Source organism: Paenibacillus marinisediminis, assembly GCF_054343325.1.
Genome location: NZ_JBTGUH010000002.1, coordinates 26,028 through 39,451 on the forward strand (window position 1 = coordinate 26,028; position 13,424 = coordinate 39,451).

The following is a 13,424-nucleotide window of genomic DNA, read 5'->3' on the forward strand; positions in this document are numbered from 1 at the left end:
TAAAAATAATATGACAATCAGATAGGTAAAAGGGGGATCAGAGGATATGAAAGCGATGAAGATTTCAGAAGCCGTTGTTAGACGTTTGCCGCTCTATTTACGTCACCTCATGGAATTGAAGCAGCGTGAGGTTCTAACAATATCATCTCAAGATTTAGGTCAGAAGCTTGATCTGAATCCTGCCCAAATTCGCAAAGACCTCGCTTATTTTGGAGATTTTGGCCGTAAAGGCATCGGTTATGATGTGTCTTATCTGATCGAGCAGATTAGACATATCCTTAAGCTTGATCTCAAGATTCAAGTCGGATTAGTCGGTGCTGGTAAACTTGGTCAAGCCCTATGCAACTATACCACGTACTTGCAAGATAATATGAAGATTGTTGCTGTATTCGATGCGCATCCGGATAAAGTGGGAACAGCATTGAACAACCTGATCGTGCAGCCAATGGATCAGTTGATCGATACAGTTAAGAGTAAGGGAATTCGAATAGGTATTATTACGGTACCTGCGCTGGAAGCCCAGCATGTTGCGGATCAGTTTGTCGAGGCGGGTGTGGAAGCAATCTTGAACTTTGCACCTGTTATTCTGAAGGTACCGCCGCATATTCGCGTGCATACTGCAGATTTCACGACGGATCTGTTCAGCTTGGCCTATTACTTGCAAGATGAAGAAGGAAAGGAAACGATTGAGAATGCCTAAACGATTCATCGTCCATAACGGGCGCTTTGCACAGATCCATCCGGACGCAGAATCGAGCACCATACATGGATACATGGTTGTCGAGGACGGAAAGATTGTCTATCTCGGTGAAACTCTGCCGGAGAATTATAAGGAAGATGCGGAGTTATTTGATGGCAGCGGTCTGTTCTTCATGCCGGGTTTAGTCAACACGCATGGTCATGCTGCGATGACGTTATTGCGCGGCTATGGCGATGATATGGTGCTCCAGCAATGGCTCCAGCAAAAAATGTGGCCAATGGAGGCTAAATTTACAGACGAAGATGTGTATTGGGGCTCCGCTCTTGCTGTACTGGAAATGCTGAAGAGCGGCACAACTACGTTTGTAGATATGTACGACCATATGGATGAGGTCGGCAAGGTTGCGGAACAAGCAGGTATTCGCGCAGGACTCATGCGCGGCGCCATCGGTCTATGCAGTGAAGAAGAACAGCGGATGAAGCTAGAAGAGGCTGTGCGTTTCGCAAAAGATTGGAACGGACGAGCGGAAGGTCGAATTACGACGATGCTGGCTCCACACGCGCCGTATACTTGTCCTCCTGCTTTCATCGAGAAGTTCGTACAAGCAGCTCATGATCTTGATATGATGCTACATACGCATATGTCCGAGACTAGAGCAGAAGTTGAACAGAATGTGCAGGAATACGGATTGCGCCCTGTTGCGCATCTTGAGAAGCTGGGATTCTTCAGCAGACCGTCGTATATTGCGCATGGCGTTCATCTTACAGACGAAGAAATCGAAATATTGGCTAAACATAAGGTCGGCGTATCTCACAACCCAGCTAGCAACCTGAAGCTGGCAAGCGGCATAGCACGAGTTACAGACCTTCTCCGAGCAGGCGTGAACGTATCCCTTGGAACAGATGGAGCAGCTAGCAATAACAATCTAGATATGTTCCAAGAGATGCGTTTGGCTGCGTTTATTCATAAGGGAATATCAGGTGATCCTACTGCGGTACCTGCTGCAGAAGCAATGCGAATTGCGACGATCAATGGCGCCAAGACGATCCAGCTTCAGGACGTAGGTCTGCTTGCGCCTGGAATGAAGGCGGATTTCATCGCTGTCGATATTGATCAACCGCATCTGCTGCCGCATACGGATCTGGTATCCCACATGGTATACTCTGCTTCTGGCAAGGATGTTAAGCATGTATGGGTAGATGGCAAGCAAGTAGTCAATAATGGAGCATGCTTGACCCTTGATGAAGAACGGGTTCGCCGCGAAGCAGCACGCTGCTTCCAAGGCTTGCTGTCTCGTTAAGTGGAGGATAAGTAAATGTTGACTAGAAGCAGATCAAGGAAGCGTTACAGCCGAGTGCGTATTGTCGTTCTGGCTGCGCTCGTAGTGATGCTCCTGCTGGCTATCTTGAGCGTGTGGTATGTAAATTATATTCGTACAGATGAAAATTCGCTCGAAGCAAAAGCTGTTGCTGAATCTCAAAAAGCAGTTGCTTGGGCTTCTGTAAGCGGAGTAGAGAAGTCGATATGGGATAGTGTATATTACGTTGTCACAGGTGTAGACGAGGCTGGTGTTACTCAGATGGCATGGGTCGACCTTACTTCAGAGCAAGTAACAGTTAAGGCTGCCTCTGATGGTGTCTCCAAAAAGGATATTGAGCAGTATTTGATACAGCAGTATCCGGGAGTCAGCATTAAACACATCGTTCCGGGTATTAAAGATAATGAATATGTGTGGCAGGCACTAGTCAGACGCAAGGACGAGACTGGTGAACTACGATATTATTATCACTTCTTCCGCTTCGCTGACGGGACACCGACCGGGGACATCTATTCGATGCCAAATCAGTGAAAATAAGCGCAAAGGATTGTGATTCCTTTGCGCTTTTACTATGCAATGAGCATCATGGGAATGAACATCTAGTGCTAGGGGGTAGGAGATGAATAAATATCAAACTCAATTCATATTGAACCTAGAACAACAGTTGAATACTTGGTTCAATCGTAAAGATATCATTCGTTCTGATGAGTTGTATCACTTCTTACATACGGTTAAAGGCACATCAGGCACGATTGAAATGAATGAATTGATGCAGATTGCAAGTCGATTGCTCAATCAGATTGAGTTGAACCAATTGAAGGAATGGACTGCTGAGGAAGTACGGCTGTTTCTGCACGACTTACGTCATTATATAGAGACTCAATCGGAGCGGAGCGTCAAAGGTTCTATGAATAATAGGTTAAACGAGAAAAATGTAGAGACAGACCCCTCTGTCCTTATTTTAGATGATGACGTAAACTTATTGATGGTTCTAAAGGAAGAGCTGCAAGCAGCGGGCTGGTCCGTTATAGCGACAACTTCCTCACAGAAAGCCATTGAATATTTCCACGATGTCTCGCCGGATTGTCTCATCATGGACTTGAATATTCCGGATACGGACGGGTTTGAAATTATGGAGCTTCTGGGAGAGAAGCTCAAGAAGCAGTATATTCCGACAACTATTATTACCGAGGATTGCAGTAAACATACACGTTTAAGAGCATATCGAATGGGTGTCGATGACGTGATCTGCAAGCCGGTTGATATTGAAGAACTGTTGGCAAGGCTGCAAAGGCAGATCACTGGGAAGAAGAGATTGGATGGATTGTTGTTTATCGATGAATTAACGGGAGCATACAATCGAAAATTTATGCATGAAGCGTTCAGCAGGCTGAATGCGGAATCTTTAAGAAACAGCGAAAGCTTTAGTATGGCGCTGCTTGATCTGGATCGCTTTAAGCAGATAAATGATACATATGGTCATCTGATCGGTGATCAGGTACTAACGAAGTTTACAGCCTTTATGAAGGAAAATTTGCGAATCGGAGATATTTTTATCCGCTATGGTGGAGAAGAGTTTCTGGTCTTATTGCCTAAGACAGAACTGAAGGAGGCGCAGATCTTATTGTCGGCGTTGATTGAGCAGTTCTCTAAGGTTGATTTTTATACAGCTGATGGTATCTTCACCTGTACGTTTTCCGGAGGCGTTGTATACGTAGACAATAACGACCTGAGCATTCACCGCTGGATAGAAATGGCGGATCAAGCGCTTTATGCTGCAAAGAGCTTGGGAAGACGAAGAGTTGTAACAAAAGAGGACATTGCGCTGACTCCATTAAAACGCAAGCTTCAGCTAGTGATCGTGGATGATGATATCCTGATGCAAACGATGTTATCAGACCATTTTAATATGGAGCTTGATGAACGACTAGACGTAATACTGACCAAATACCGTGATGGAGAGTCGTTCCTGGAACAATTGCCTGCAGAAGTTACAGAGCCTTATCTTGTGTTATTAGATGGTCTTCTGCCTGGAATGGATGGCCTTGAAGTGTTGGAACGTATTCGTAAATTACCGCATGCCGAAATGTTTACTGTCATTATGTTGACGGGTAGAACTGCTGAACAAGATATCGTCAAAGCGCTCCAGCTAGGGGCGGACGATTATGTCACCAAACCGTTTCGAATAAAAGAATTGGAAGCGCGCATTCGTCGATTAATTCGCAAGTGGGTATAAGTCCAATTAATTGAGAGGGAGAGGTGCCAAATGGCGAAAATATTGGTGGCAGAAGATGAAGCTATATTGCGTATGTTGATCACAGATACATTGGAAGACGAAGGCTACCTAGTAACGACAGCGTCAGATGGAGAAGAAGCATTACGAATGATTGAAGCGAATGATTATGACTTGGCTGTACTTGACCACATGATGCCCAAAATGACAGGTCTTGAAGTTATTAGCGCCGTTAGAGCGAGCGCTGAACATAATCAACTTAAAATGATGATGCTCTCTGCGAAGAGTCAGCAATCTGATCGGGAGCATGCACTGGCCAATGGAGCGGATGAGTTTATGTCCAAGCCCTTTAGTCCGATAGAGCTGGTACGCAAAGTTGGTGTGATGCTGAATGGGTAGGCTGCACTCATATCTGAGGAAAAGTTTAACTCGCCGATTTGTTGCGATGATGCTGATATCACAGCTGTTGATAATGGCTGGCGCTGGCATCGTGCTCTGGCGAAGCTATAACTCATTAGTAGAATATCAGACCAAGACGCAGCAGCTTGAGCATAAAGAATCAATCGTTTCTGAAGTTGCGGGTCATACGAATCAGATCTTTTTCCGTTCTCGAGGGTATTATGCTTTTCTGAATAAAGATGAATACGAGCAGATCTTCGTAGAGTATGATCGATTGAAGGATGCGCTGAAAGCCTACAAACAATTACCTCTCACTAAGGAGGAGCAGGAATTAATTCGATCTATTGAGCTGTTTACGACGGATTTCATTCACAATGTGCTGCCTTCTGCCGTCAAGTATGCTCAGAATGAAGACTATGCTTCGCTTCGAAAGCTGTCATCCAGCGGTGTCAATGACGCGGTTAACGAGATGATTGATTATGCTGCAAAGTTTAAAGTAGATACGAAGAATAAGCTGATTGAAGAAAATGATAGACTGCTCAAGGAACTGTATAGAGAAGGAACCTGGTTTATTCTATTTGTATTGTGTTCATTGTTCATCTTCCTATGGATAACGAACAGAGCTGCTAAAGATGTCGGTACGCCGCTGCACAAGCTGTCAGCTGAATCTGAACAATTTGCAACGGGAAAGGCTGTCGAGCTTCACTATACTGAGCGTCAAGATGAGATTGGTCAGCTGTCACGTTCCTTGAAGTCGATGATGGTGCAGATCATGTCTAAGGAAGAAGAACTTGTTGCACAAAATGAAGAGCTGGTTGCTCAGCAGGACGAGCTACAGGCTTCACAGGATGAGCTTCAGGATGCGCTGCGCAAGATGGAGGAGAGCGAACGATATTTGGAGCGTCGGAATCGTTTTATATTGTCGTTAGCTAATTCCAGCGATAAGCAGCATCTGCTGATCAGCATCATTCGCAACATAGTGGAAGTCTTATATATGGACAAAGGGATCATTGTGCTCTTGAATCCAAGTCGACAGCATGCAGCATTTGGTATCTCGGAAAATGGTGCTAACCAGTTGATCGAGCAATTAGAGGATTCCATATTTGTGAGAGTCATGGACACGAAGAAGCCGTATCTTTTACATAGAGACAGCTTACCGTCTGAAAAAGGGTATGAAACGACAACTTCCACTGTTGATGAGCTGTATCTACCTATTCTCGATGCCCATGATACGATCATTGCTTGCATTGTAGTTACGAGGATCGGAAGAACGATCTCGAGCAGAGATGAGCTTGAAGCGATGGGCCTGGCGAAGCAAATATCGCTGTCGCTTGAGAAGGTTGACCTATTCGAAGAAACCGAAAGACAAAGGCAGATGACGCAGGATATGCTGGATACGATCCAGGAAGGCGTGCAATTGCTCAGTCTCGACGGAACCACTTTACAGGTCAACCGCAAGCTATGTGAATTGCTGGATATTCAGAATGAATCACAGTCACTACAAATGGATCTGTCGAGTTATATGCAATTGCTGAGCAGTATTGTGACAGATCCCAAGCCGCTAATCGCATCGATAGAAGATATCGTTGCTAATCGTGAATCAGAGGCTGACAGCTGGACCTATCATTTGAGAGAACCGCTTAATCGGTACATTCGCATGTATTGTGAGCCGCTATATCGCCATCAGAAACGAATCGGAACGCTGCTCGTTCATCGAGATATTACGAAGGAATATGAAATTGACCGGGTGAAGTCAGAGTTTGTGAGCACGGTTAGTCATGAACTGAGAACGCCGCTTGCCAGTGTGCTCGGGTTCACTGAATTGCTCCTGCACAAAGACTTAAAGCCCGAGCGGCAGCACAAATATTTGAGCACGATTCATCAAGAGGCTAAGCGGCTGACTGCGCTGATTAATGATTTCCTGGACCTTCAGCGAATGGAATCCGGCAGGCAGGTATACGAAGTAGAGTCGGTGAATATGGTGTCGCTGCTAAATGATGCCATTACGGTGGGGCAGGCGGCATCTGCTGCTCATAGAATCTTTCTAACGGATGAGACTACGGTGAGTATTGTGCAGGATGATTGCAATAAACTGATGCAGGTATTCTCGAATCTACTGAGTAATGCTGTGAAATATTCTCCACGAGGCGGAGATATTGAAGTCAGATGCTTCAATGATTCGGAGAATATATACATTGACGTTAAGGATGAGGGTTTAGGAATACCTGAGGAATCCATACAATCGTTGTTTACCCGATTCTACAGAGTAGATAATTCGGACCGCAGAGAAATTGGCGGCACCGGTCTCGGACTAGCCATTGTAAAAGAGATATTAAATGTGCACAACGGTCAGATTGAAGTTCAATCTGTTTACGGTCAAGGCAGCACCTTCCGTGTGCAGCTTCCGCTAGCAGAAGTACAGCATCGTGTAGAGAATCATATTGCGATCCATCCACCCGCAGAATCTCAGTCTATTGGTACGGTTGTAGTCGTGGAAAATGATAAAAGCTGGTCGGAGTTGTTGACAGAAACGCTGCAAGATCATAACTACCGCGTAGTCACTTATGTGGATGATCGCTCAGCATTTGACTCGCTTCCTGCGCTAAAGCCTGACGCCGTTGTAATAGACTTGGTGTTGGATCATGGAGCGGATGGATGGCGAATGATTAAGCGAATACGTGATGATTCAACGTTGAACCATCTGCCGATCGTGGTTTGCAGTGCATTTGAGGAGAAGAAAAAAGCGTATGAATATGGGGCGGACGTATATTTAGTAAAGCCGTTTCAACCACTGATGATCGTTGATGCGATTCGAGAAGCGATTAGATTTCGGTCAGTTGCTCTCATAACAGAATAATTATTATTGTATAGCATGTCTAATCTTCCTGTGGGAAGGGAGGCATGCTTTTTTTATTGCTGAAATGTATACGTATGTGCAGGTTATGTTGAAGAAGTTAACAGTTTGCACGTATGCAACAACTCTTCCACTCATTACATTACAGATAATCCATCATATTGTGATATACTCGTTGATGTATTCATAGTATATATCAACAATATTACTGATCTAATATAGATTAGAATTAGAAAAGAAGGAGTGTTGTAGAGTGAAAAAACTGCGATGGATCCCTATGCTTACGGCAACGGCCGTCTCGGTAGCCTTGCTGTTTGGCGGGTGGTTTCTGTTCCGCGATCAGGTTAAGGAAGCGCCGCTTCAATCAACGCTCGCTTCCTTACCGCAGGTGGCGGCTTCTGATGTACAGTGGCAGCCCAAGCAATTAGTTATTACATTGGACTTGGAACCGGACGCAGACCTGCGCGATGTTGTACAGAAAGCTTATACTGAAGCTTTGAAGCAAGCGGAGGAACGTAATATAAGCATCGTCATAAAGGATGACCATACGACTGACAAATTGGAAGATTGGTGGTCAAGAGCGTTGTTCCCTGTAGCGGAGGCAATGGCTCATCAGGAATTCAGTAATATTCCTAATGAGCTGGATCAATTAGCGAAGACCGTTCCAGGCTTGTCTGTGAAGACAGAGATGGATGAACATTTTGTATATATCACACTCAAAGAAGAACAAGGCACCAAGATGATCGTTCTGCCGTTGCAGGGCGAACGTATGGGGGTGTGGCCGAATGCAGAAGAACAAAAAATTGTGGCCTGAGATTAGTATCGGAGCAGGTGCAGCAGTTATCCTGTTCCTTGCTTACATCGGTGTAAACGTAGGACCAGTTCTCTTTGCGGGAGCGGCGCTTGGTATATTGGCATATGCAGCTAAGGTGCGCGGCAATCCCGGCGGGTTAAGCAAAGAGATGCAATCCAGCAGCGAGAATGGGTTAACGAGAGTTCCCAAATTGAGCTTTTCAGATATAGGTGGACAAGATAAAGCTAAGAACGAGCTGATTGAAGCGCTCGATTTTCTTATTAAGCCGGATGAGATCAAGAAATTTGGTATTCGACCATTGAAAGGCGTGCTGTTAACAGGTCCTCCTGGAACAGGTAAGACACTGATGGCTAAGGCATCCGCTCATTATGCCGATGCAGTGTTTATAGGCGTTACAGGCAGTGAGTTCGTGGAAATGTATGTCGGTGTCGGAGCAGGAAGAATGCGCAATCTGTTTAAGGAAGCTCGTCAACTGGCACGCAAAGAGAAGAAGGCGAATGCGGTTATCTTCATAGATGAAATTGACGTCATCGGTGGAAAAAGGCAGGGCGGACAACAGAAGGAATACGATCAGACGCTCAATCAGCTTTTGACTGAAATGGATGGTCTGTATGCGAATGAACAGCCGCGAATTCTCGTCATGGCCGCGACGAACCGTAAGGAAATGCTGGACGGGGCGCTGCTGCGTCCAGGACGGTTCGACCGACACGTGCAGGTTGATCTGCCTGATAAGAAAGGTCGCGAACATATATTGAGCATTCACGCTAAAAATAAACCATTGGCGGAAGATGTTCAATTATCCAAGGTTGCCGATGAGACCTTTGGTTTCTCGGGTGCACAGCTGGAAAGTGTCTTGAATGAGGGCGCGATCTATGCAATGCGTGAGGAAGAACATGAGATTACTGCGCATCATCTCGCAATGGCAATCGATAAGGTAATGATGGGCGAGAAGCTTGATCGAGAAACAAATGAAGAAGAACGCCGCCGCGTTGCCCTTCATGAGCTTGGACATGCGATCGTAGCGGAGGTGGTACGTCCGGGCAGTGTGTCGCACGTCTCGCTATGTCCTCGCGGACAAGCGCTTGGATATGTTCGTCATCAGCCGCAGCAGGAGCGCTATCTATATACGCTGCCGTTTCTTGAAGAGCAGATTATGATTTCTCTTGGCGGCGCGGCTGCGGAAGAGATGTTCTATGGACATCGCAGTACAGGGTCCCAGGGTGACTTTGATCAAGCGTTGAATATTGCTGAGACCATGGTCAATGCAGGTTTAACAAAGCTTGGAATTGTGAAATCATCTCAGCTTCCTGGAGAGACGTTATCCGCAGAGATGAATAACATACTGGAACAGCTGAATATTCGAACTCGTGAGCTGCTTGAAGGGTATAGACATACCTTTGAGACAGCGCTTGAAACCCTTATTTCGGAAGAAGAATTGACCGGCGATTTGTTTAGATGTCTATTACGTGAACAGTAATATTTACCAGCGTGAAATAGCGCTGGTTTTTCTTTTCATTTCCATAAATCATGTTAAGATAAATTAAGGATCCTATGCGTAAAAATCTTTTTTGTTAACCATGCACGATTATCGGGCACACTAACAGAAGAGCATAGTCACATGAAAGGTGGAAGGAATCATGTTTTTCAAAAAGATCGGCGTCATCGGCGGCGGTACAATGGGCCAAGGTATAGCAGAAATGCTTGCTGTGAAAGGCCTGGACGTGCTGCTGGTGGAACAAAATCCGGAGAAATTGGATCATGCTTATGCAATGATCGAACTCAGCCTTGACAAGCAGCTGGAAAAATGGGCAATTACACAAGCTGAAAAGAAGCTCATCTTATCTCGTATTCACAAAGTGTCGCACTTTGCTGAATTAAGCGCTTGCGATATGGTTGTGGAAACAATATCCGAAGATTTGGAAGCTAAAAAAGAAGTATTTGCTGAACTAGATCGTGTTTGTCCAAGTAACATCATTCTAGCGAGCAATACTTCAACATTATCTTTAACTGAACTTGCAAGTTCCACTAAATATCCTAGCCGAGTTATTGGCATGCACTTTATTTATCCTGTAGCTAATATTAATCTTGTTGAAATTATCCGCGGGTTGAAAACGTCGGAAGAGACTTTCCTTGAAACGAAACGCTTTGTCGAAGAGGTTGTTGAGAAGAAGGGCGTTATGGTTTATGAATCGCCAGGCTTCGTGACAACTCGTATTATCTGCATTCTCATCAATGAAGCTTTGCACGTGCTTCAAGAAGGTGTGGCATCAGCAGAAGACATCGACAACGCGATGAAGATCGGATATAATTTCCAGTATGGTCCTTTAGAAATGGCGGACCGTTTTGGTCTGGATTCCGTTATGGCAGCGATGGAGCGTATGTTCCGTGAATTTGGAGATTTGAAATATCGTCCGTCTGTGTTATTGAAAAAGATGGTGCGCGCAGGTCACCTTGGCGTGAAAACAGGCGACGGATTTTTCAAGTATGACAAGGATGGGGATAGAATATGAAAGTTCTCGTAATTAACGCAGGCAGCTCCTCGCTGAAATACCAATTGTATGATATGACGGATGAAAGTGTATTGGCAGCAGGTCGTGTAGAACGTATCGGCATGGACTCTTCGATTCTCGTTCACGAGCCGCACCATACAGAAGAAGTAACAGAAGTAAGTGAAATTCTCGAACATACGACTGCTGTTCGTAAAGTGCTGGACAAGCTCATTGACGCTAATGTCGGTGTAATCAAGTCCATCTCTGAGATTGATGCGGTCGGACATCGAATTGTGCAAGGCGGCGATTTGTTTAAACAATCGGTTATCGTCGATGCTAAAGTTAAGGCTGGAATTACTGAGCTATTCGACTTGGCTCCGCTTCACAATCCTGCGCATATGATGGGTATTCGTGCAGTTGAGTCTAATATGCCGAATGTTCCACAGGTTGTCGTATTCGATACTGCATTCCATCAAACGATGCCAGAGAAAGCGTTTATGTATGCTATTCCTAAGGTGCTGTATAAGAAGCATAAGGTTCGCCGCTATGGCTTCCACGGTACGTCGCATGATTATGTCAGCAAGATGGCAGCAGAAACGATCGGACGCCCAGTTGAGGAGCTTAAGATCATCACTTGCCATATCGGCAACGGCGCAAGCTTGACAGCTGTTGAAGGCGGCAAGTCGATCGATACTTCGATGGGGATGACTCCGCTTGAAGGACTTATGATGGGTACACGCAGCGGTGACTTGGATCCGGCTGTCGTGCCATTTGTCATGATGAAGGAAGACCTGACGGTCAATGAAGTGAACTCCATGCTGAACAAGCACAGCGGCTTGTTGGCAATTTCGGGCTCATCTAGCGATATGCGCGAAATTACAGATGGTATGGCGGAAGGCGAGCCGAATGCAACATTGGCATTCGAAATGTACGTGTATCGTCTTCGCAAATACATCGGATCGTACGTTGCGGCTATGGATGGCGTCGACGTTATCGTGTTCACTGCAGGTGTTGGTGAGAACTCTGTAGTTATCCGTCAGCATACATGCGAGAAACTGAAATTCTTGGGTGTAGAGATTGATCCGGAACTGAACAAGATCCGCTCGAAGCAGCCGCGCCGCATCTCCACTCCTAATTCGAAGGTGGAAGTGCTGGTAGTGCCGACTAATGAAGAGCTGATGATTGCGCGCGACACGTATCGCCTCGTAACAGAAGCTAAATAATTGTTAAGGGAGAGAGCGAAACGATGGCGACAACTTGTGTCATTCGCGAAGTAAACCGTCATGTGGGCGAAGAAGTCCGCATCGGTTGCTGGCTTCACAATAAACGTAAGAGTGGTAAGATTCAATTCTTGCAACTGCGCGACGGAACAGGGTTCATTCAGGGTGTAGCTGTTCGTACAGATCTATCTGAAGAAGCGTGGGAAGCAACGAAGAGCCTTACACAAGAAAGCTCCCTATATGTTACTGGTGTTGTTCGTGAAGAGCCGCGTTCCAAGTCTGGATATGAATTGACGGTTACGAACGTAGAAGTTATTCAGATCACGCAGGATTACCCGATCACACCTAAAGAACACGGCGTAGACTTCTTGATGGATAACCGTCATCTTTGGCTGCGCGCCCCTAAGCAGCGAGCGATTATGGCGATCCGCGGCGAAGTTATTCGCGCGGTGCAGCAGTTCTTTAATGATCGCGGCTTTACGTTGATGGATCCGCCAATTCTGACGCCTTCCTCCTGTGAAGGAACGACAGAATTGTTCCATACTAAGTACTTTGAAGAAGATGCATTCTTGACGCAGAGCGGTCAATTGTACATGGAAGCGGCAGCAATGGCGCTTGGTAAAGTGTACTCCTTCGGACCAACTTTCCGTGCTGAGAAATCCAAGACTCGTCGTCACTTGATCGAGTTCTGGATGATCGAGCCGGAGATGGCGTTCGTTGATCACGAAGAGAATCTGCGTGTGCAAGAGCAATTTGTATCTTATATCGTACAATCGGTACTGACGAATTGCCGTCTTGAGCTTGAAACATTGGAACGCGACACTTCCAAGCTTGAGAAGGTAGTGGGTGAGTTCCCGCGGATTACGTATAATGATGCGATTAAGTTCCTGCAAGAGCAAGGCTTCGACATTCCATGGGGTGAAGACTTCGGAGCGCCGCACGAAACAGCGATTGCTGAGCGTTACGATAAGCCGGTATTCATCACACACTGGCCGACGAACATCAAGGCTTTCTATATGAAGCCAGATCCTTCGAACCCAGATGTAGTGCTCTGTGCTGATATGATTGCGCCTGAAGGCTACGGCGAAATTATTGGCGGCTCACAGCGTATCGATGATCCAGAGCTGATGGAGAAGCGTTTCCAAGAGCATAACTTAGCGGCTGAAGCGTATCAATGGTACCTCGATCTGCGCAAATACGGCACCGTGCCGCATTCCGGCTTCGGTCTTGGCCTAGAACGTACAGTTGCTTGGATCTGCGGTATCGATCATGTGCGCGAAACGATTCCGTTCCCGCGTATGTTGTACCGTCTGTATCCATAATTAATTTATACATTCACATCCCGTATCACGATGCAGTGGTGCGGGATGTTGTTTATACATAGACATGTATGAGGA

11 protein-coding genes are annotated in these 13,424 nt (G+C 45.8%); all 11 read left to right on the top strand.

The features are described from left to right. The first annotated feature begins 46 nt into the window (after nt 1-46). Complete coding sequence (locus ACXX53_RS06005; protein WP_458567723.1) at nt 47-700, top strand: redox-sensing transcriptional repressor Rex; 654 nt, start codon at nt 47-49, stop codon at nt 698-700. Then, nucleotides 693-2,000 carry an amidohydrolase gene (locus ACXX53_RS06010; protein ID WP_458567724.1) on the top strand — a complete coding sequence of 436 codons (1,308 nt, stop codon included), beginning with the start codon at nt 693-695 and terminating at the stop codon, nt 1,998-2,000. The genes ACXX53_RS06005 and ACXX53_RS06010 overlap by 8 nt, the downstream gene beginning before the upstream one ends. A 15-nt stretch (nt 2,001-2,015) precedes the next feature. Continuing rightward, nucleotides 2,016-2,549, top strand: coding sequence for a hypothetical protein (locus ACXX53_RS06015; protein ID WP_458567725.1), 534 nt, complete (start codon nt 2,016-2,018; stop codon nt 2,547-2,549). An 88-nt stretch (nt 2,550-2,637) separates the two neighbouring features. Continuing rightward, nucleotides 2,638-4,254 (top strand): diguanylate cyclase, encoded by a 1,617-nt coding sequence (locus ACXX53_RS06020; protein WP_458567726.1) that lies wholly within the window; start codon nt 2,638-2,640, stop codon nt 4,252-4,254. 30 nt (nt 4,255-4,284) lie between these two features. Next, complete coding sequence (locus ACXX53_RS06025) at nt 4,285-4,650, top strand: response regulator transcription factor (RefSeq protein ID WP_458567727.1); 366 nt, start codon at nt 4,285-4,287, stop codon at nt 4,648-4,650. 46 nt (nt 4,651-4,696) lie between these two features. After that, entirely contained in the window at nt 4,697-7,507 is a 2,811-nt protein-coding gene (locus ACXX53_RS06030) for an ATP-binding protein (protein ID WP_458567728.1), read from the top strand. Between the two features lie 250 nt (nt 7,508-7,757). Further along, entirely contained in the window at nt 7,758-8,318 is a 561-nt protein-coding gene (locus ACXX53_RS06035; protein ID WP_458567729.1) for a quinolinate synthase, read from the top strand. Further along, nucleotides 8,290-9,795: an AAA family ATPase gene (locus ACXX53_RS06040; RefSeq protein WP_458567730.1), complete on the top strand. Its 1,506-nt coding sequence runs from the start codon at nt 8,290-8,292 to the stop codon at nt 9,793-9,795. The genes ACXX53_RS06035 and ACXX53_RS06040 overlap by 29 nt, the downstream gene beginning before the upstream one ends. A gap of 160 nt (nt 9,796-9,955) precedes the next feature. Continuing rightward, nucleotides 9,956-10,828 (top strand): 3-hydroxyacyl-CoA dehydrogenase family protein, encoded by an 873-nt coding sequence (locus ACXX53_RS06045; protein WP_458567731.1) that lies wholly within the window; start codon nt 9,956-9,958, stop codon nt 10,826-10,828. Further along, entirely contained in the window at nt 10,825-12,030 is a 1,206-nt protein-coding gene (locus ACXX53_RS06050) for an acetate kinase (RefSeq protein ID WP_458567732.1), read from the top strand. The genes ACXX53_RS06045 and ACXX53_RS06050 overlap by 4 nt, the downstream gene beginning before the upstream one ends. A 23-nt stretch (nt 12,031-12,053) precedes the next feature. Next, the gene (gene asnS / locus ACXX53_RS06055) at nt 12,054-13,349 is read left to right on the top strand and encodes an asparagine--tRNA ligase (RefSeq protein WP_458567733.1); all 1,296 of its coding nucleotides are present in this window, start codon (nt 12,054-12,056) and stop codon (nt 13,347-13,349) included. Nucleotides 13,350-13,424: the final 75 nt, after the last annotated feature.